We start from the raw sequence: 17,312 nt of genomic DNA on the forward strand, positions 1-17,312 counted from the left end.
CTAGCCTTCGAGGCCCATCCGGATGCGTTTGGGCAGCGACGCGACGACGATCGCGTGGGACTCGGCGACCAGCTCGCAGACATGGGCGAACTCCACCGACCCGTCCAGCTGCACGGTCACCCAGTGCCTCTTGTTCATGTGGTAGCCGGGACCGATGCCGTCGACGCTGCGAATCAGGCGTGGCACGTTCTCGGGCAGGGCCTTCACGGTGATCGACTCCCCACCGACGGGGGTGCTGTCGACGGAGAACACCTTGCCTGCCACCTTGAACACCCGCGCCTCCGGGCCGAAGGGGTACGTCTCCTCTGCGCCGTTGAGGTCGAGGATGAACGCCGTGAGGTCGTCCAGCCTCACGCCTCGGCCTTCGGGCGCCAGATTCCGAAGCGGTTGCCGAGCGGGTCGATCAGGTGCGCGAACTCGATCTGGCCGTTGTCGACCACGGGCATGGCGACATCCGCGCCGAGGGCGACCGCGCGTGCGAGCGCCTCATGCACGTCGTCGACGTGGACGTAGAAGATCGCCCAGCTTTCCTTACCGATCGCGCTCGTGTCCCACAGACCGCCGGCGTCACCCTCGACCATGCTGTACGCAGCCGGCGAAGGCGGCCCGACCTCCCAGTCGAAGAGGCCAGCGTAGAACGCCTTCGACGCCTCGGGATCCGGTGAACCAATTTCGAAATAGTCGACACGATTCATGATCGAACTGTACGCCCGACCACCGTCGACGTGGTCGGTGGTCGCGAGTACCCTCGTTTCCATGTGCCGGAACATTCACACTCTCTACAACTTCGAGCCCGCCGCGACAGACGACGAGGTGCATGCTGCCGCCCTGCAGTTCGTGCGCAAGATCAGCGGGTCGACGAAACCGTCGAAGGCGAACGCCGAGGCCTTCGAACGCGCGGTCGAAGAGATCGCCCACATCTCACGCCACCTCCTCGCCGACCTGGTGACGACCGCGCCGCCGAAGAATCGCGAAGAAGAGGCCCAGAAGGCGCGGGAGCGCTCGCAGCGCCGGTTCGCTGCCGCCTGACGGCACGCATCCGCAGACGGTGGAGCGCCGACTGGAGCGGTACGAGTTCCTGACCGGGCTCCACGAGGTGCTGCGACCGCGCACCTATCTCGAGGTGGGCCTCGACGATGGTCACGGGCTCTCGCTGTCGCACGCGAAGAGCATCGGCGTCGACCCCGACTACCGCATCACCCGTGAGCTGCGCGGTGAATACCTGCTCGCACGGCGCACGAGCGATGAATTCTTCGCCGGTCCGGAGGCGGCGGAGTTCTTCGCGGGCATCCCGCTCGACCTCGCCTTCATCGACGGGATGCACCACGCCGAGTTCGCGTACCGGGACTTCATCAGCATCGAACGGCTGTGCGGGCCCGGTTCGGTGGTGGTCTTCGACGACATGCTCCCACGCGACCCCGAGGAGGCTGCGCGAGAACGCACGACCGACGACTGGACCGGAGACGTGTACAAGGTGGCGGGCATCCTGCGAGCGTTGCGGCCCGAACTCGCGGTGATCGCGGTCGACACGGACCCGACAGGCACCCTCGTCGTGGTCGGGCTCGACCCGGCGTCGACGACGCTGGCGGATGCGTACGAGGGGCTGCTCCCGCACCTGACGTCGGCCGACCCGCAGGTCGTATCGACGAGCATCCTCGAACGGACCCGCGCCGCGAACGCGCGCGAGCTGCTCACGTGGCCGGGCTGGCGCGACCTCGTCGCGCTGCGCACCGACCCCTTTGCTCCGGATGCCGCCGCCGGCGTCGCGCGCCGCCTCGCCGCCGCCTTCGGCTGAGTGGGCCATGCCGGCGCCCGTTCGCCGCTCCGAGCGGGCCGTGCCCGCCAGTCCGGGCCGTCCCCGCCAGGTCGAGGTGGCGGGGTTGCCTCAAAGTGGCGGGGACGCCGGCCGCCTCCGGCACGCAACCGGGGGTTGCAGAATGGTTAAGCAAGTGCTTTACTAAAGCACATGCTTAAGCAATCGGTAGAGCTCGACCTCATGTTCCAGGCGCTGGCGGACCCGACGCGGCGCGCGCTCGTCGATCGCATGACGCAGGGGCCCGCATCCGTCTCGGATCTCGCCCGGCCGTTCGCGATGACGCTCGCCGCCATCCTGCAGCACCTCCGCGTGCTCGAGGAGAGCGGACTCATCCACACCGAGAAGGAGGGCCGGGTGCGTGTCTGCAGAATCGAGCCCGAAGCACTTCGCACCGTCGAAGACTGGATCACCGAACGGCGCACCACCTGGGAGCGGCGCCTCGACCGGCTCGGCGCACTCCTCGAACAAGACGACCGACCAGAACGACAGAACTGACCACAGCCAGAGAAGGGACACATCCATGACCGAGCGCAAACTCACCCACAGCACCTTCACCCTCGAACGTGAATACAAGGCGTCGCCCGCCAGGGTTTTCCAGGCCTTCGCCGACCCGGTGGTCAAAGCCACCTGGTTCGACGCACCCAGCGAAGAGTGGCGGCACCTCGGCTCGTCGCTCGACTTCCGCGAGGGCGGCCGCGAACACAGCGAAGGCCAGTTCGGCGAAGGCGGCCCCGTGTCGCGTTTCGACGCCTACTACCACGAGGTCGTCGACGATCTCCGTCTCGTCTACGACTACGAGATGCGCGTGAACGGCCAGCGCCTCTCCGTCTCCCTCGCCTCGATCGAGCTCACCCCGACCGCCGCGGGCACCCGCCTCACGCTGACCGAGCAGGGCGTCTACTTCGACGACCTCGACAACACGGAGCAGCGCAAAGAAGGCACCATCGAACTCCTCGAGTCCCTCGCCAAAGCGGTCGAGGACTGACTTCGAAAGGAAGAACCGCCATGTCCACCATGATGTTCGTCAACCTCCCCGTCGAAGACCTCGCCGCCTCGCGGGCCTTCTACGCCGCCATCGGCTACACCTTCGACGAGAACTTCTCGGGCGAGCAGAACACCACGGTCCGGATCAGCGACAGCCTCTACATCGTTCTGCTGACCCGCCCCTATTTCGCCACTTACATCACGACCGAGGTGGCGGATGCGCACACGGCGACCGAGGCCATGATCGGCCTGACCGCCGAAACCCATGACGGCGTCGACGAACTCGTCGACCGGGCGCTCGCGGCCGGCGGCCGCGTCGCACGGGAGACCCACGACTACGGGTTCATGTACACGAGGAGTTTCCTCGACCCCGACGGCCACTTCTGGGAGGTCTTCTGGATGGACCCCGCGGCCGCCCAGGACGGACCGCCCGAGCGCTTCACCGCGGCCGGCGAGCCCATCCTCTCGTAGCGCAGTCGCGCTCGCACCTCCCTCGCGAGCACACGGTTCTTCCCGAAAAGAGCGCCGCATAACGGGAAGAACCGTGTGCTCGGCGGCGTGTGAGCGCCGTGCGTTCTTCGCGAACACATAGGAAACGCACAGCGAGCCTTGCGCGGGGTCGCGATACTTGACCCGTGAGCACTCCGAACGCGCGCGGCGCGACCTCGACCGCGAATCTGCGGCGCGTCGACGGCTCCCCGCTGCGTGTGCTCGTCGTCGACGACGAGGAACTGCTCGCCGAAGCCGTCGGCCTCGCCTTCGAGTCGGACGGCTGGGATGTCCGCACCCTGAACCGTGGACGCGAGGTCCTCTTCACCGCACGGGAATTCGCCCCCGACGTCATCGTCCTCGACATCATGATGCCCGACCTCGACGGCTTCGATGTGCTGTCCCGGGTGCGCAACGACCGGGAGGAGGCGCGGGTGCTGTTCCTGACCGCGATGGACTCCCAGCAGGACCGGCTCGCGGGCCTGGTCGCGGGCGGCGACGACTACGTCACCAAGCCGTTCAGCATCGCCGAGCTCATCGCCAGGGCACGAAGCCTCGCCCGGAGTTCGACCGGGGTCACGATGGACCCCGGTGAGGCCCGCTTGATCGTCGGTGACCTCCAGCTCGACGAGGAGAGCAGGCAGACCTTCCGCGGTGGTGACCTCATCGAGCTCACCGCGACCGAGTTCGATCTCCTGCGCTATTTCGCGCGCAATCCGCGCCGTGTGCTCAGCAAGGAGCAGATCCTCACGGACGTCTGGGGTTTCGACTTCGGTGCGACCTCGAACGTCGTCGAGATGTACGTCTCGTATCTGCGCCGCAAGATCGACGCAGGCCGCGAGCCGATGATCCACACCGTGCGCGGCGCCGGCTACATCCTGAAGCCGGCCCCATGAAGCGGCCCCGAACCCTCCGGTGGCGGCTCGTCGCCATCCTCGCCGCGCTTCTCACCGTCACCAGCGTCGTCATCGGCATCGTCACCGTGCTCTCCCTGCAGAGCTACCTTCTCGGCCAGGTCGACCAGAACCTCTCCGAGGCCTCGCAGCGTGCCGTCGGGGCGAAGAACGACCTTCCCCCGCACGGCCAGCCGCCGGGAACCACCCACGGAACCGGCAACGGCACCGGCACCGGCAACACCGACACCGACGGCGACCACCCGTTCGTCGGCGCCCCAGGGCAGTCGCCGAACACCGTGGTCGCGGTCATCGTCGACGGCACTTACGTCGTCCAGGGCTTCACGGACAGCCAGGGGAACCAGCACGAGCTGTCGACGGCGGTGAAGACGCAGCTGCGCGCCGTGCCCCGGGACGGCGAACCGCATACGGTCACTCTCGCCGGCCTCGGTTCGTACCGCGTCGAGAGCACGGCCACCGACGACGGGACGGTCTTCATCACAGGGCTCCCTCTCGCCAGTCTGCAGGCGACGATCGACCAGCTTGCCCTGGTGATCGGCATCGTGGCCATCGCCGGCCTCCTGCTGGCGGCCGGAGCGGGAACGGTGATCGTGAGACGGGCGCTGCGTCCGTTGCAGCACGTCGCTGCCACCGCATCCGCCGTCACCGAGCTCACGCTCGACCGCGGCGAGGTTCCCGAGACGATGCGGGTCAGCGAGAAGGACATCGAAGCGGGCAGCGAAGTCGGTCAGGTCGGCACGGCGCTCAACCGCCTGCTCGGCCACGTCTCGAATGCGCTCGTCGTCCGCGAGGCCGCGGAGACGAAGGTGCGGACGTTCGTAGCGGATGCGAGCCACGAGCTCCGCACGCCGCTCGCGACCATCCGTGCGTACGCCGAGCTCTCGCAGCGTACGTACGACGACGCATCCCCCGCCCTGAAGCGGAACGTCAACCGGATCGAGTCGGAGGCGGTCCGGATGACGTCGCTCGTCGAAGATCTGCTGCTGCTGGCGCGACTCGACTCGGAGCCGGAGTCCGACGTGCGCCAGGTGGACCTGTCGGCGATGGTGACGGAGGCTGTGATGGATGCGCACCTGGCCGGACCCGACCACACCTGGCACATGCAGATGAGCGAAGACCCGGTGGTGCTGGAGGCGGATGCGCGCCAGCTCCGCCAGGTCGTGGTCAACCTGCTCGCCAACGCGCGCGTGCACACCCCGCCGGGCACCACGGTCGTGACGGGATTGAAGCGCGTCGGCGACACCGTCGAGCTGGTCGTGGCGGATGACGGCCCCGGCATCCCCGCGGACCTCCAGCCGACCCTGTTCGAACGTTTCGTGCGTGGCGACGGGTCGCGCTCGCGCACCGCAGGCAGCACCGGCCTCGGCCTGGCGATCGTGCGGGCCGTCGCCGAGGCGCACGGCGGCACGGTCGCTGTGGAGAGCGCACCCGGCCGTACTGTGTTCCGCGTGACGCTCCCCGCCTGACCGGACCCCTTCGTAGCCCTCGAGTCGTCGCGAAGTCCCCTCAAAAGCCGAGGATGAGGGGAGTTTGTGACGACTCGAGACCCTGGAGCGAGCCGACGGTGAGCGGGTGCGAACAGGGCCCGCCGTCGAGGGAGACGGCGATGGTCTCGGATGTTGTCGTCACCTCGCTGAGGCTGTTGCGGAGCCGGTGCCGTGAGAGCCGCTGCCGTGAGAACCAGGCGACTTCTACTGCCGCTGCTTCGCCGGCATGACGACTTCAGTGACGATGAGGATGATCCCGGCGGAGATGGGGATCGCCACGAGAGCACCCGGCAGCCCGAAGAGCGTGCCGCCGGCGAGCGCGGAGATGAGGACGACAGAGCCGGGGATCTTCACGGCCTTGCTCATGACCTTCGGCGTCAGGATGTATGCCTCGACCTGCATGTAGATGAGCATGAAGATCAGCACCACCAGCCCGGAGGTCGGCGAGTGGATGAAGGCGAGCACCGTCATCACCGTCGTCGTGAGGATGGTCCCGATCAGGGGGATGAGCGTGATGAAGAACGCGAGCACACCGATGAGGAACGCCCCGGGCACCTGCGTGATCAGCAGGAGGACCACGCTGTACACGGCGTTGAAGAAGGCGAGGATGACCATCCCGCTCAGGTATTTGCCCACGTTCTGCAGGATTCGCTCGGAGTACGACTCGAAGGTCGCTCGGCGTGAGGCGGCGACGAGACGGTAGGCGGCCTGCTTGGTCGCGTCGTAGGTGCCGACGAAGTAGATGGTCAGCACCGCGATGAAGAATCCGAGCGAGATTCCGTTGATGATGCTGAACCCGAGCCCGACCGCACCGGAGCCGACGGCCGCGATGAACTTCGGGTCGGTGACCTCCTTCGCGACCCAGTTGACCACCTGCCCGATCACGCCGTTGGATGCCGCGTTCGACGGGTCGAACCAGCCCTGGGCTCGCAGGTTCGCGACCTCCTGCGGGATCACGCTGATGAGCGTCTGGATCTGATTGACGATCAGCGGGACGACGACCCAGATGATTCCGACGAGAACGGCGACGATGATCAGGATCACCGTCACGATCGCCCAGGTCCGTGTCATCCCGTGGCGTTCGAAGAACCGCACGAGAGGGTCGAGGCCGACGGTGATGAACATCGCCAGGAAGATCGAGAAGACGATCGTCCGGAGGTTGTAGACGGCGAGCCCGGCCGCGAGCGCGCCGAGGGCGCCGAGGGTGACGATGAAACCCCAGCGCAACGGGCGGCGCGTACTGACGGGTCCCTCGAAGGGCCGCGCTGCTGAGACGACAGTGGCCGGATCGCTCACCGGCGGTGCAGGCTCGACGCTGGTCGGTGCGGCGGAAACGTTCTCATCAGTCATGGTGCCCACCCTTCTCGGCCGAGAGTATTGCGCTCCGGGGGTGCTCGACAATACCGCGAGCGTCGAGGGGCCCGCGCGACTACCATGGGTGAGTCCAGCAGCAACCTCGTCGGGGAGTCGCGGCCATCTCTTCCGTATCCGAATCATCGATCGTGGCGCGGCTGCGCGCGGCGGGCTCCGTCTTCGCCGAAGACGAGGCGCGGATGCTCGTGGACGCGGCATCGTCGCCGGACGAGCTCGAATCCATGGTGGCGCGCCGCATCGAGGGCGAGCCCCTCGAGGTCATCGTCGGCTGGGCCTCGTTCTGTGGTCTGCGCATCGTCGTCGAGGCGGGCGTCTTCGTCCCGCGCAGGCGCACGGAGCTTCTCGTCGAGGAGGCCGACGCGCTCGCGACCCCCGGGATGCTGGTCGTCGACATGTGCTGCGGCTCCGGCGCGGTCGCAGCCGCCCTGATCTCCCGTCAGCCCGGACTCGAGGTGTACGCGGCCGATATCGAGCCGGCGGCGGTGCGGTGCGCCCGGGCCAATCTCGGCTCGCGGGGCCGTGTCTTCGAGGGCGACCTCTTCGACCCTCTTCCCGGCTCACTGCGCGGCCGCGTCGACATCATCGTCGCGAACGCGCCGTACGTCCCGACCGACGCGATCGGCCTGATGCCGCCCGAGGCACGCATCCACGAACCGCGGTCCGCGCTCGACGGCGGCAGCGACGGCCTCGACCTGCAGCGGAGGGTGGTGGATGCGGCGCCGGGCTGGCTGCGACCGCGCGGCCGGCTCCTGATCGAGACCAGCGAGCGCCAGGCTCCTGCGACCGTTCTCGCTTTCGAGCATGGGGGCTTCGCGGCCAGCATCCTCCGGTCGGAGGAGCTCGACGGCACCGTCGTCGTCGGCACGCTGCTCGGCTGACGGGGATCCGGACGTCCCGGACTGCTACAGCGGCTCGGCCCGAGGCGCGAGCGCCCGCGCGCGCCAGTCGCACCACGCGTAGAAGCCGGCGTATGCCACGAGCGAGAACACCATCCCCCCGACGAACAGAGCGGCGGACGGGCGTTCCCACAGCAGGTCGTCGTGCCGGATGCCCAGCGCGGCGACGATGAAGACGAGGCTCGCGAGCTGGGCCTGGAACACCCACCGGAAGGCGCTCCAGCGCGCATCCCACAGCATCCACAGATTGACCATGCCGGGCAGCGTTAGCACCGCACCCACCACCCGCGCGGTCAGCGGTGTCAGCGGCCATGCCCACACGGCGATGGTCTGCTGCGGGGAGAAGAAGAGGAAGAGTCCCGCGACCAGGGCGCACAGGCCGATGGCCGCGAGAACCACGCGGACGATGAGCGGCAACGCGTAGTCTCGTTCGTCGGGCACCCCCGGATCCTGTCCCCGGTTGACGATGAGCACCCCGAGCACCAGGAACGGGGTGACGATGTACAGGGTCACCCACACGATGAACGAGATATGCCCGTGATGGAATTTATCCCAGTGGAGGAAGGTCGCGATCGACAGCAACGTCGCGAAGACGAGCACCGCGGGAAAGCCGTGTCGTACGCGATGCCACGTGTTGGGGCGCAGGACGTTGACGAAGAAGACGATCCCGCCGAGGTAGGCGGAGCCGAGGAACATCGCGCTCAACGGAAGCTGGATGGTCCAGGCGAACAGTTGTTCCGTGTAGCCGGGAAGCAGATACAACAGGAACCACGCGACGACGAGGAACGGGATGATGATCAGTGCAACCCATTTCGTGTAGCGCAGGATGCGATCAGCTGCCATCGCCCGCCGCCATCCGTGCCAGCGCGAACTCGACAGCCTCATCCTGCGTCAGCTCTCGCCCTGCTGCGCGCCCCCGCTCGAACTCCTCAGCGTGGCCGCCCGCCTCGATCGCATCCACGAACGGCTGGTACATCGCCTGCGCCGCGGAGTTGCGGAGGCCGCTCTGCGCACGGAGGGTCTCGGCCGCCCCGAGCATCCGCCCCGCCCGTTCGACGGCACCGCTCGACGCGGCGATCGCCACCATGCCTTCGAGGCCATAGGCCACTCCCTCGTCGTGGCCGATCTCCACGGACTCTTCGAGGCCCGACCGGAACTCTTCGGCCGCCGCCTCGTCCCCAAGGGCAAGGTGCGCCCACGCCACATGGTGGATGGCGATGGTCTCGCCCAGCTCGTCATGGCGGTCGCGTGTCAGCGCGAGGCTCGCCCTGAAACGATCGAGGGCGTCCTGGGCGTGCCCCATGGCCAGCGAGAACCGGCCGAGGGTGATCAGGGCCAGCGACTCGCCCCAGGCGTCGCCGCTCTCCCGGAACAGCCGAACGGCCCTCTCGAACGCATCCGATGCCTGTTCGGGTTCCGGTTTCTCCCGCGCCAGCAGGGCGATCCCGAGCGAAAGCAGGGCCAGGCCCTCGCCTCCCGGGTTGCCGGTCCGGTGGAAGAGTTCGGCGGACTCCGTGAGGCGCTGCGCTGCCAGCCCATCCGGGTCCTGCCAGAACCCGATCGAGGCGGTGAAGTAGACCGAGATCGCGCGGGTCGGCTCGTCGAGCTCGGCCCCGGATGCGAGGATCTCGTCCACCCAGCCGCGGACCTCGCCGAGGTGCCCGCCCACCCACCAGTAGACGTAGAGCGCCCAGGCGAGGTGCGCGACCTCCTGGTACCGGCGCGCGTCGAGCAGATACCGCTGCACGGCGCGCAGGTTGTCGCGCGCGTCGGTGAGGCGCCCCACCAGTTCCCTTTGGCGGGGCCCCTCCAGCTCGAACTCGATGCGATCGCCGAGGTCGAGGTAGAACTGGGCGAGCCGTTCGCGCAGGGTCGCCAGCTCATCCGCGTCGAGCTGCTCGAGGGCGTACTCGCGCACGGTCGCCAGCATGACGAAACGAGTCCAGGTGCGACGGTCCTGTTGGCTGATCAGGCTGTTGTCGACCAGCTCACCGAGCACGGTCAGCGTATCGACGTCAGGGGAGTCGACGGCGACCGCCTCTGCGGCCTCGAGGGAGAACCCGCCGCGGAAGACGCCGAGCCTGGCCAGCATCCGCCGCTGCTGGTCGTCGAGGAGTTCGGCGCTCCACTCGATCGTGTTACGCAGGGTCTGCTGGCGCTCCGGGAGGTCACGGGCGCCCCCGACGAGCACGGCGAGCCGGCGGTCGAGACGTTCGAGCAGAGACGAGGGCGACAGGACCCGGATGCGCGCCGCGGCCAGTTCGAGCGCCAGCGGAACCCCGTCGAGCTTCGCACAGATGCGCGCGACCGCTTCCTCGTTACCCTGATCCACCTCGAAGTCGGGTTTCACCGCTCGGGCACGTTCGACGAACAGCGCGACGGCCGGACTCCTGACCACGTCGGCGAGCACCGGGCGCCGCGCCACGTCGGGGAGCCCGAGCGGCCCCACTTCGAAGCTGCGCTCACCGCTCACCCGGAGGAGCGCCCGGCTCGTGACGAGCAGTGTCAGCCTCGGCGCATCGACGAGCAACTGGACGATCGTGCGCGCCGCACCGATCACCTGCTCGAAGTTGTCGAGCACGAGCAGGACGCGGCGGTCCCGAAGCGCCGTCACCAGCTTGTCGAGGATCGGCGCGTCACCGGTGTCCCGTACCCCGATGGCCTGGGCGATCGCGTTCGGCACCAGAGCGGGATCGCGCACGGGCGACAGCGGCACGAAGGTCGCACCACCGGGGAAGTGATCCGCCAGGTCTTTGGCGACCTCGAGCGCGAGCCGGCTCTTGCCGATCCCGCCCGGCCCGGTGAGTGTGACGAGACGAATCGTGTCGTCGGTGAGCATCCGCTCGAGCTCCTCGACCTCGGCGTCGCGCCCGATCAGTTCGGTCAAGGGAACCGGCACGTCGGTGCGCGGGAGGGCAGGCGGGTTATCCGCCTGCTCGGCCGACCGGGCGGCCAGCGCCTCGGCCGCCGCCCTGCTCTCCTCGAAACGCTCTGCCAGAAGCGTGGCCAGGTCCGCTTCGACCAGCTTCCCCAGTTCGGTCGGGGTGGAGAAGTACTTGAACGAGGCCATGTCGTCGTTGCGGATGCGCCCCAGCAGTTCCACGAGCCGAGGCTCCCTCGCCTCAGCCGGCTCTTTGATGTACATCAGCCTCGGAAGGGTCGGCGGCGCCAGGTTGTACTCGTCTTCGAGACCGGACACCTGCTCTTCAGGCGCGACCCACCCGTACCGCTGCCAGTACAGCCCCACGAACATGTCGCTCTGCTCGAGGTAGGCGCGGTACAGCTCGCGGGGCGGATGCGGTCGGGCGCCCAGCTCGAACATGACCGGAGCCAGATGGAGGCGTTCGATGGCAGCACGGACCGCTCGGCGCTCAGCAGCCAGTTCTTTGAGTGTCGAGCTGACGAATACCCGCAGCCGCTGATCGGGTGTGCGGATGGTCCGAGCGGTAACGCTCATGCCGAAAGTCTGTTGCTCCGGGCGCGATCTGTCCAGACCCCCGCGTCGCCGGAGGCTGCATCGTACAGATTGTAAGGTCAGCCTGCGGCGCGTCGTCGGTTTCGTCGTTGAATTTCTGGGACGACGAGCTCAGGCACAGCGCGCAGCATGAACTTGTCAAAATCGGGAACTGTGAAAGCCGCGTATCCGTGTTCCGGCGTATACAGGAGTCCCATGTCGATGAGTTCAGCTCGCGTGGGCGCAACTTGTGTCGATTCACGCCCCATCACTCGCGCAACGTCTGAAGCGAACACTTTACTAGCTTCAGCGGGCCGTCCAGCCTCCGTCGATCGCGAGGGTCTGCCCGGTGACCAGCGAGGCGGCCGGGGATGCGAGGAACACCACGGCGCCAGACACCTCCCGAGGGACCCCGATCCGGTGCAGCGCCGCGATGCGCTCGACCGTGTCGGCGCGGAAGGCGGCATCGGAGAGCGCGGCGCTCGTGCCGTCCGTCTCGATGAAGGTCGGGGCGACGGCGTTGACGCGGATGCCGAACGCACCCCATTCGACCGCGAGACACCGGGTGAGATGGACGACTCCGGCCTTCGCCGTGCAATACGACACCTCCCCGGGCAGCGCGACCAGTCCCGCCTGCGACGCGACGTTCACGATCGATCCGCCACCCGACGCGATCATGTGCCGCGCCGCATGCTGCGAGAGAAAGAACGTGGACCGCGTGTTCAGCGCCCAGACGGCGTCGAAATCCGCTTCGGTCACCTCCAGCGCCGGGCCGTTGATGCCTCCGCCGGCATTGTTCACCAGGATGTCCAGCGAGCCGAACTCGTCGACGGCGCGATCGATCCCGGCACGGCTCTGGTCGAGGTCGGTGACATCCATGGCGACAGGCAGCACGCGGCGACCGAGAGCCGTGATCTCGGCGACCAGGCCGTGGTCGGTGCGGTGGTCGCGCATCCCGAGCACCACATCCGCTCCGGCGCGTGCCAGGTCGAGGGCGATCGCGTGCCCGAGGCCGCGTGCCGCGCCCGTCACGAGGGCGGTCGAACCCGTCAGGTCGAAGGGGCTGGTGTTCGTGGCGGTCTGGATGTCGGTCATACCTGGTTCTCCTCGTGCGCCTTCTCCTCGGGCGGCCGCGGCGACCGCGCACCACGAGCGTAGCCGCGGCACGCCGCCGGGAGTATCGTGCGGGACAGACGAAGGGCGGTCCGGGCGATGGTGCAGGAGTGGCGGACCGAAGTCGAGCGGCCCTGGGTCGGGATGACCGACGAAGAGATGACGGACGTCGAGCGGGCGCGGGCCGATCTCGCGATCGCGGTGGAGGTCATCCGGGAGCGCCTCAGCCTGCGCGCGCAGCTTGCCGCCGTGCAGCGGCACCTCGGTTCAGTGGTCGGCACGGCTTCTGCCCTTGTTGCGCTCGGCGTGGGCGTCTATCTCCTGGTGCGGGCCGTCGCACGACATCGCGCATAGTCCGCCCTGACCGGTCGCGCTCCGCCACGCGCGGGCGACCCAATCACGCCATGGAGGGCCTGTCAAGGGGTCGATCTTGTCCCCCGGAGAGGGCTAGCGTCTTTGCTGGGCCGAACGACTTCGACTCGAAGGACTTCGACTAGAACGGCCTCCAAACGAAAGCAGGTCCCAAATGAACATTCTGCTCATAATTGTCGCCATCGTGGCGATCGTGCTCCTCTTCACCGGCGGCTTCGTGCAGGCCCTCAACTGGCTGCTCTGGGTGGGAATCATCCTGCTCGTGCTGGCCATCATCGTGTGGCTCGTCCGCATGATCAGCGGTCGCCGCTCCGTCTAGCGCCGCTGCACCAGGACCACTGGACCCCCGTGACGTCGGCACCCTGACGGCCCGGGGGTCCAGTCTTTTTCTCGACAGAAGGCCCGATGGAACGAAGACAGGGATGAGGAGGCCGACATGGCACCCGGACGCCAGCCCGAACTGAAGGACCAGAAGCTCTACGAAGAACTGCGCAAGGAGGGCAACTCCAAGGAGAAGTCCGCTCGCATCTCGAATGCCGCCGCCCGCCGAGGGCGTTCCGCCGTCGGCCGCACAGGCGGCGAGTCGGGCTCCTACGATGACTGGACGGTCGCCGAGCTGCGCAAGCGCGCCAAAGAACTCGGCCTGACCGGCTATTCGTCGAAGAAGAAGTCGGAACTCGTCAGCGCGCTCCGCAACCACTGAGTTCCGCATCCTGACCTCCGGCGCGGAGTAGCGTGGCGTCGTGGGCCGACTGGACGACGTTGCGCGAACGCTCTATGCGCTCTCGGCTGCCGAGTTCACGGCGGAGCGCAACGCCGCCGCTAAGGACGAATCCGACGCTGAGTCTGCGAAGACGATCCGCGGGTTCCGCAAACCGTCGGCCGCGGCGAGCGCCGTCAACACTCTCGTGCGCTCCGAGCCGGATGTGGTCGCAGAGCTTCTCGACGTCGGCGCGGGCCTGCGCGAAGCCCAGGAGACACTCGATCGCGACGCTGTGCGGGAGTTCGCTCGCCGTCGGCAGCAGGTGATCGCCTCGGCCGAGAAGCGACTCACGAGCATCGTGCCGGGTCTCAGCCCGAGCACGCTGCGCGAGGTCGAGGAGACACTGCAGGCCGCGATGATCGATCGGGCTGCGGCCGCAGCCGTGCAGAGCGGATTCCTGGTCCGCTCGCTCGAATCGAGTGGCCTCGAGCCCGTCGACGTTTCGGATGCGGTAGCGCTTCCGGTCGACGTGGAGGACCTCCCGGCACCGGCCCGCCTGGGCTCGGGCGGTCGCCCGCGCTCGAAGTCCGGCGGAGCGTCCGGAACGTCAGGCACATCAGGCACGTCCGGGGCATCCGGCGCAGCCGCCTCGGCTCCACGTGAGACCCCCGCGGAGCGACGGGCGCGGGAACGACGCCATGCCGCGGCCGTTCAGCGCGCCGAGCGAACCCTCGAAGAGCTCACCGTACTCGCCGAATCGTTGTCGGCCGAGAGCGAGCGCCGGGCGCAACTCGAATCCGAACGCGACCGGTTGTCGCGCCAACTCGCATCCGCTGAGTCCGCACTCACCGCATCGCGCGAGGCGGAGCGGGAGCTCCGGCAGCGCCGCAAAGCCCTGGAACGCGACGCCCGCGACGCCCGCAGGGACCTCGCCGAGAGCTGACCACGGGGTTCACTTTCGCGGGCCGCGCGCGTATCGTCCTACTGGTCACCCCAGCCCCCGGCGACAATCAGCTTCCCGGCCAACCCGATCGGCTTTTCGAAAGGAAAGGGGTGAACCGATGAAGAAGATCTCCAACGCAGCCGGAACCTTCCTGACCGGCACCGCTCTCGCGGACGCGATCATGGAGTACGCGACGGCGTTGTGGAACCAGCGCCGCGTCGCGTTCGTGGACATCCCCTTCGTGAACGGTCAAGGCGTGATCGAGCGGGCGCAGTTCCTGATCGGCTGGGCGAACCAGATCGCGACGGTCAGCGCACGATCCGTCGGCGCCGAGTTACGCGAACCCGAGACCGAGAAGGTCCTCCGCACCGAAGCGAAGCGCACCATCGGTGTCATCAACGCCCAGCCCGTCGAGTCGCCCGACAACACGTTCTTCGCGCCGTACGAGCTTTGAGCATCGAACTCTGAGCATCGGCTACCGCGGCCCTGGGTCAGGGCGCGCCGGCGTCAGAGCGTGAGCCTGCGCTGAACGATGTCGGCAGCGACCTCGACGATGCCCCGCTGGTGGTCGCGGGCGTACTCGCGGATCACGCGGAATGCTTCGTCGACCGGCACATCGTTGACGTACGCGACGACGCCCTTGGCCTGCTCGATGATGACCCGGCTGTCGAGCGCGCGCTGAAGCTGCTGCGTGATGACATCGCTTTCGCGCACAGCTCGCTCCTGAAGGATGCCGATGGTCGCAACGTCGGCGAGCGCCTGGGCGGCGGCGAGGTCGAATTCGCCCAGCTCGCCTGCCTGGTCCCGGAACAGGTTGAGCGACCCGATCGTCTTCTCACGAAGCCGGAGCGGAACCGCGTGCAGAGCGTGGAACCCCTGGGCGAGAGCCGCATCGCAGAAATCCGCCCACCGGTCGCGTGCCGCACTGATGTCGGGGATGGCGACGGGGATCCCTGTGGTGAAGCATTCGACGCACGGCCCTCCTCCGGGCCCAAGCTGCATCAGCTCGACGAGCTGGCTCCGCTCGTCGGTCGAGGCGACCACTTCGAGACGTCCGGTTCCGTCGGCGAGCAGGATGCCCGCATCCGTCGCATCGAGAAGCTCGGCGGACCGCTCCACCAGCGTCTGCAGCAGGTCGACCGCGTCGAAGCCGGCGACCATGCTGTCGGCGAGTGTCGCGAAGGTGCGGATGATCTCCGCTTCGCGTTCGTTGACCGTCATCGTCCCGTCCCTGCCTCACCCAACCCGGTCGCGAAGTCGAGCCGGCGGGCGACCACATCGTCGGCGACAGCGCGCACGGAGCGACCGGATGCGAAGGCGTGCGCACGCAGGATCATGAGGGCGTCGTCCGGGGTCACGTTCAGTTGTGCGAGCACCATGCCCGTCGCCTGGTGCACGACACGGCGCGAGAACTCACCACCGGGCTCCTCCGCTTCGTCGTCTCCCGAGCGCATGACGAGTTCGCGCAGGATCTGCCGCGCCGCGATGTCGGCGAGCGCCTCCGCATCACGTTGGTGGCCGTCGTGCAGCTCTGTCGGCTCCTCGCTGTAGAGGTCGATGACCCCCACGTTCATGCGGCCGATGGTAAGCGGGAACGCGAACATCCCGCACACAGGGAGGTCGCGGATGGCCTCGGTGAACGCCGGCCAGGCACCGCGGGCGCTGGTGCGGATATCACGCTCAAGCACCGGCCGCCCGGTCGCGAGGGCCTCCCAGCACGGGCCCTCGCCGAGGTCGAACTGCACCTCGTCGAGTCGTGCGGCAGCGGCATCCGTCGCACACAGCGTCTCGGGTGCGACGAGCGAGCCGATCGTCGAGATCGCGGCGCCGGTCACGGGAATCACTGAGAGGAAGGGCGCGCAGTAGCTGCGTCGAGCGACGAACGCACTCGAGAGTTCACGCGCTGCGGCGTCGAAACCGTCGGCCATGACCCACCTCCACTGGAATCAACGGTAGTCGCTTCAGCAGGGAACGGACGGTGTACATGTTGACACGCCGCCCGGTCGGCGTACCGTTCCCCTCAGCCCGTAAGGATGGGACCATGGCTGACCGAACGAAGACCCAGGACGATGCCGGCGGTCCCAACGCCCGCGGACGCAATGTCGCGCCCGAGCACCGGTGGCACAGCGTGGTCGCAACGCTCATCGCGCTCACGCTCTACGCGCTGCTCCCGAGCCTGGTCACCCCTGGGCTCCGCTATGCCGTCGTCGCAGTGTGCGTCGCCCTCCTGATCCCGCTCATCATCTACAACCCACACCACGTCACGCGTGAGACGAAGTGGTCGCGAAGGGCCGAGCTGGGGCTTGCGACGCTCCTGCTGGTCGCGAATCTCGTGGCGTTCGCCGAGGTGATCGTGCTGCTGCTCCAGAAGTCGCAGAACGGCAGCACCCTGCTGCTCGCCGCGGTGCAGGTCTGGATGACGAACGTGATCGTCTTCGCGCTGCTGTATTGGGGGCTCGATCGCGGCGGGCCCGTCTCCCGCGTGACGGTGCCGAGGGCGAAGCTGCCGGCCGCCGACTTCCGGTTTCCGCAGGATGAGGATCACGACGCGATCATCGAGGTCGCCGCCGGCTCTTCGGCGAAGATCGACTGGGTGCCGAACTTCCTCGACTTCCTCTACTTCTCGCTGTCGAACTCGATGGCGTTCAGCCCCACCGACGCGATGCCGCTCTCGCACCGGGCGAAGATGCTGATGGCGCTCGAATCGTTTGCGGCCTTCGTTCTGCTGGCGCTGGTCATCGCGCGGGCGGTCTCACTGATCGGGTGA

General features: G+C 67.9%; 24 protein-coding genes. 14 read left to right on the plus strand and 10 right to left on the minus strand.

Annotation, left to right across the window (positions count from 1 at the left end; all coding sequences use genetic code 11):
- Together G3T36_RS04520 and G3T36_RS04525 are read right to left on the minus strand one after the other, a co-directional pair.
- On the minus strand, positions 1 to 354 hold the full coding sequence (locus tag G3T36_RS04520; protein WP_163288262.1) for an MmcQ/YjbR family DNA-binding protein: 354 nt from the start codon (positions 352 to 354) through the stop codon (positions 1 to 3).
- The gene (locus G3T36_RS04525) at positions 351 to 758 is read right to left on the minus strand and encodes a VOC family protein (RefSeq protein ID WP_193570859.1); all 408 of its coding nucleotides are present in this window, start codon (positions 756 to 758) and stop codon (positions 351 to 353) included. Before G3T36_RS04525 ends, G3T36_RS04520 begins: the two co-directional genes overlap by 4 nt.
- Here G3T36_RS04525 and G3T36_RS04530 point away from each other — a divergent pair.
- From G3T36_RS04530 to G3T36_RS04560, 7 genes are all read left to right on the plus strand, one after another.
- Positions 757 to 1,029 carry a DUF2277 domain-containing protein gene (locus tag G3T36_RS04530; RefSeq protein ID WP_163288264.1) on the plus strand — a complete coding sequence of 91 codons (273 nt, stop codon included), beginning with the start codon at positions 757 to 759 and terminating at the stop codon, positions 1,027 to 1,029. The genes G3T36_RS04525 and G3T36_RS04530 overlap by 2 nt on opposite strands.
- A 19-nt stretch (positions 1,030 to 1,048) precedes the next feature.
- A complete protein-coding gene (locus G3T36_RS19735) occupies positions 1,049 to 1,795 on the plus strand; it encodes a class I SAM-dependent methyltransferase (RefSeq protein ID WP_163288266.1) in 747 nt (248 codons plus the stop codon).
- Positions 1,796 to 1,966: 171 nt separating this feature from the next.
- Positions 1,967 to 2,311: an ArsR/SmtB family transcription factor gene (locus G3T36_RS04540; protein ID WP_163288268.1), complete on the plus strand. Its 345-nt coding sequence runs from the start codon at positions 1,967 to 1,969 to the stop codon at positions 2,309 to 2,311.
- Positions 2,312 to 2,336: 25 nt separating this feature from the next.
- Positions 2,337 to 2,801: an SRPBCC family protein gene (locus G3T36_RS04545; RefSeq protein ID WP_163288270.1), complete on the plus strand. Its 465-nt coding sequence runs from the start codon at positions 2,337 to 2,339 to the stop codon at positions 2,799 to 2,801.
- A 20-nt stretch (positions 2,802 to 2,821) separates the two neighbouring features.
- The gene (locus G3T36_RS04550) at positions 2,822 to 3,271 is read left to right on the plus strand and encodes a VOC family protein (RefSeq protein WP_163288272.1); all 450 of its coding nucleotides are present in this window, start codon (positions 2,822 to 2,824) and stop codon (positions 3,269 to 3,271) included.
- A 164-nt stretch (positions 3,272 to 3,435) separates the two neighbouring features.
- A complete protein-coding gene (locus G3T36_RS04555; protein WP_163288274.1) occupies positions 3,436 to 4,185 on the plus strand; it encodes a response regulator in 750 nt (249 codons plus the stop codon).
- Positions 4,182 to 5,669: a sensor histidine kinase gene (locus G3T36_RS04560; protein WP_163288276.1), complete on the plus strand. Its 1,488-nt coding sequence runs from the start codon at positions 4,182 to 4,184 to the stop codon at positions 5,667 to 5,669. The genes G3T36_RS04555 and G3T36_RS04560 overlap by 4 nt, the downstream gene beginning before the upstream one ends.
- 40 nt (positions 5,670 to 5,709) lie before the next feature.
- Here G3T36_RS04560 and G3T36_RS19970 read toward each other — a convergent pair whose 3' ends face one another.
- Positions 5,710 to 5,832 carry a hypothetical protein gene (locus G3T36_RS19970; protein WP_275689965.1) on the minus strand — a complete coding sequence of 41 codons (123 nt, stop codon included), beginning with the start codon at positions 5,830 to 5,832 and terminating at the stop codon, positions 5,710 to 5,712.
- Between the two features lie 62 nt (positions 5,833 to 5,894).
- Positions 5,895 to 7,040, minus strand: a complete 1,146-nt coding sequence (locus tag G3T36_RS04565) for an AI-2E family transporter (RefSeq protein WP_163288277.1) — start codon at positions 7,038 to 7,040, stop codon at positions 5,895 to 5,897.
- Positions 7,041 to 7,192: 152 nt separating this feature from the next.
- Here G3T36_RS04565 and G3T36_RS04570 point away from each other — a divergent pair, with 152 nt between their 5' ends.
- Positions 7,193 to 7,942 (plus strand): putative protein N(5)-glutamine methyltransferase, encoded by a 750-nt coding sequence (locus G3T36_RS04570; RefSeq protein WP_338031464.1) that lies wholly within the window; start codon positions 7,193 to 7,195, stop codon positions 7,940 to 7,942.
- Positions 7,943 to 7,966: 24 nt separating this feature from the next.
- Here the strand turns inward: G3T36_RS04570 and G3T36_RS04575 are convergent, their stop codons facing one another.
- The 4 genes from G3T36_RS04575 to G3T36_RS04585 all read right to left on the minus strand — a co-directional run bounded on the left by G3T36_RS04575 (position 7,967) and on the right by G3T36_RS04585 (position 12,509).
- Positions 7,967 to 8,803 (minus strand): hypothetical protein, encoded by an 837-nt coding sequence (locus tag G3T36_RS04575; RefSeq protein WP_240148248.1) that lies wholly within the window; start codon positions 8,801 to 8,803, stop codon positions 7,967 to 7,969.
- Positions 8,793 to 11,417, minus strand: a complete 2,625-nt coding sequence (locus tag G3T36_RS04580; RefSeq protein WP_163288279.1) for a DUF4062 domain-containing protein — start codon at positions 11,415 to 11,417, stop codon at positions 8,793 to 8,795. Before G3T36_RS04580 ends, G3T36_RS04575 begins: the two co-directional genes overlap by 11 nt.
- Before the next feature lie 77 nt (positions 11,418 to 11,494).
- The gene (locus tag G3T36_RS20300; protein ID WP_491047480.1) at positions 11,495 to 11,710 is read right to left on the minus strand and encodes a DUF8462 domain-containing protein; all 216 of its coding nucleotides are present in this window, start codon (positions 11,708 to 11,710) and stop codon (positions 11,495 to 11,497) included.
- Between the two features lie 10 nt (positions 11,711 to 11,720).
- Positions 11,721 to 12,509 (minus strand): SDR family NAD(P)-dependent oxidoreductase, encoded by a 789-nt coding sequence (locus tag G3T36_RS04585; protein WP_163288281.1) that lies wholly within the window; start codon positions 12,507 to 12,509, stop codon positions 11,721 to 11,723.
- An 87-nt stretch (positions 12,510 to 12,596) separates the two neighbouring features.
- Between G3T36_RS04585 and G3T36_RS04590 the strand changes: the two genes are divergently transcribed.
- The 5 genes from G3T36_RS04590 to G3T36_RS04610 all read left to right on the plus strand — a co-directional run bounded on the left by G3T36_RS04590 (position 12,597) and on the right by G3T36_RS04610 (position 14,999).
- Positions 12,597 to 12,881, plus strand: a complete 285-nt coding sequence (locus G3T36_RS04590; protein ID WP_163288284.1) for a hypothetical protein — start codon at positions 12,597 to 12,599, stop codon at positions 12,879 to 12,881.
- 172 nt (positions 12,882 to 13,053) lie between these two features.
- The gene (locus G3T36_RS04595; protein ID WP_163288286.1) at positions 13,054 to 13,218 is read left to right on the plus strand and encodes a cytochrome c-type biogenesis protein; all 165 of its coding nucleotides are present in this window, start codon (positions 13,054 to 13,056) and stop codon (positions 13,216 to 13,218) included.
- Between the two features lie 117 nt (positions 13,219 to 13,335).
- Positions 13,336 to 13,602 carry a DUF7218 family protein gene (locus G3T36_RS04600; protein WP_163288288.1) on the plus strand — a complete coding sequence of 89 codons (267 nt, stop codon included), beginning with the start codon at positions 13,336 to 13,338 and terminating at the stop codon, positions 13,600 to 13,602.
- A 40-nt stretch (positions 13,603 to 13,642) separates the two neighbouring features.
- Positions 13,643 to 14,545, plus strand: a complete 903-nt coding sequence (locus tag G3T36_RS04605) for a hypothetical protein (protein WP_163288290.1) — start codon at positions 13,643 to 13,645, stop codon at positions 14,543 to 14,545.
- Positions 14,546 to 14,663: 118 nt separating this feature from the next.
- The gene (locus tag G3T36_RS04610; protein ID WP_163288292.1) at positions 14,664 to 14,999 is read left to right on the plus strand and encodes a hypothetical protein; all 336 of its coding nucleotides are present in this window, start codon (positions 14,664 to 14,666) and stop codon (positions 14,997 to 14,999) included.
- A 53-nt stretch (positions 15,000 to 15,052) separates the two neighbouring features.
- On the opposite strand, the gene G3T36_RS04615 is transcribed toward G3T36_RS04610, so the two are convergent.
- Both G3T36_RS04615 and G3T36_RS04620 read right to left on the minus strand, forming a co-directional pair.
- The gene (locus G3T36_RS04615; protein WP_163288294.1) at positions 15,053 to 15,766 is read right to left on the minus strand and encodes a GAF and ANTAR domain-containing protein; all 714 of its coding nucleotides are present in this window, start codon (positions 15,764 to 15,766) and stop codon (positions 15,053 to 15,055) included.
- Positions 15,763 to 16,473 carry a GAF and ANTAR domain-containing protein gene (locus G3T36_RS04620; protein WP_163288296.1) on the minus strand — a complete coding sequence of 237 codons (711 nt, stop codon included), beginning with the start codon at positions 16,471 to 16,473 and terminating at the stop codon, positions 15,763 to 15,765. The genes G3T36_RS04615 and G3T36_RS04620 overlap by 4 nt, the downstream gene beginning before the upstream one ends.
- Positions 16,474 to 16,586: 113 nt before the next feature.
- Between G3T36_RS04620 and G3T36_RS04625 the strand changes: the two genes are divergently transcribed.
- The gene (locus G3T36_RS04625) at positions 16,587 to 17,312 is read left to right on the plus strand and encodes a DUF1345 domain-containing protein (RefSeq protein WP_163288298.1); all 726 of its coding nucleotides are present in this window, start codon (positions 16,587 to 16,589) and stop codon (positions 17,310 to 17,312) included.

Origin of the sequence: Leifsonia tongyongensis, from assembly GCF_010686705.1 — a bacterium.
In the GTDB taxonomy this organism is placed as follows: Bacteria; Actinomycetota; Actinomycetes; order Actinomycetales; family Microbacteriaceae; genus Diaminobutyricibacter; species Diaminobutyricibacter tongyongensis.

Bases quoted from the DNA above. Each gene is read 5' to 3' on its own strand.
- G3T36_RS04530 (WP_163288264.1), top strand. From the start codon at position 757: ATGTGCCGGAACATTCACACTCTCTACAACTTCGAGCCCGCCGCGACA.
- G3T36_RS04525 (WP_193570859.1), bottom strand. From the start codon at position 758: ATGGAAACGAGGGTACTCGCGACCACCGACCACGTCGACGGTGGTCGG.
- G3T36_RS04540 (WP_163288268.1), top strand. From the start codon at position 1,967: ATGCTTAAGCAATCGGTAGAGCTCGACCTCATGTTCCAGGCGCTGGCG.
- G3T36_RS04545 (WP_163288270.1), top strand. From the start codon at position 2,337: ATGACCGAGCGCAAACTCACCCACAGCACCTTCACCCTCGAACGTGAA.
- G3T36_RS04550 (WP_163288272.1), top strand. From the start codon at position 2,822: ATGTCCACCATGATGTTCGTCAACCTCCCCGTCGAAGACCTCGCCGCC.
- G3T36_RS04560 (WP_163288276.1), top strand. From the start codon at position 4,182: ATGAAGCGGCCCCGAACCCTCCGGTGGCGGCTCGTCGCCATCCTCGCC.
- G3T36_RS04565 (WP_163288277.1), bottom strand. From the start codon at position 7,040: ATGACTGATGAGAACGTTTCCGCCGCACCGACCAGCGTCGAGCCTGCA.
- G3T36_RS04575 (WP_240148248.1), bottom strand. From the start codon at position 8,803: ATGGCAGCTGATCGCATCCTGCGCTACACGAAATGGGTTGCACTGATC.
- G3T36_RS04580 (WP_163288279.1), bottom strand. From the start codon at position 11,417: ATGAGCGTTACCGCTCGGACCATCCGCACACCCGATCAGCGGCTGCGG.
- G3T36_RS04585 (WP_163288281.1), bottom strand. From the start codon at position 12,509: ATGACCGACATCCAGACCGCCACGAACACCAGCCCCTTCGACCTGACG.
- G3T36_RS04595 (WP_163288286.1), top strand. From the start codon at position 13,054: ATGAACATTCTGCTCATAATTGTCGCCATCGTGGCGATCGTGCTCCTC.
- G3T36_RS04600 (WP_163288288.1), top strand. From the start codon at position 13,336: ATGGCACCCGGACGCCAGCCCGAACTGAAGGACCAGAAGCTCTACGAA.
- G3T36_RS04610 (WP_163288292.1), top strand. From the start codon at position 14,664: ATGAAGAAGATCTCCAACGCAGCCGGAACCTTCCTGACCGGCACCGCT.
- G3T36_RS04615 (WP_163288294.1), bottom strand. From the start codon at position 15,766: ATGACGGTCAACGAACGCGAAGCGGAGATCATCCGCACCTTCGCGACA.
- G3T36_RS04620 (WP_163288296.1), bottom strand. From the start codon at position 16,473: ATGGCCGACGGTTTCGACGCCGCAGCGCGTGAACTCTCGAGTGCGTTC.
- G3T36_RS04625 (WP_163288298.1), top strand. From the start codon at position 16,587: ATGGCTGACCGAACGAAGACCCAGGACGATGCCGGCGGTCCCAACGCC.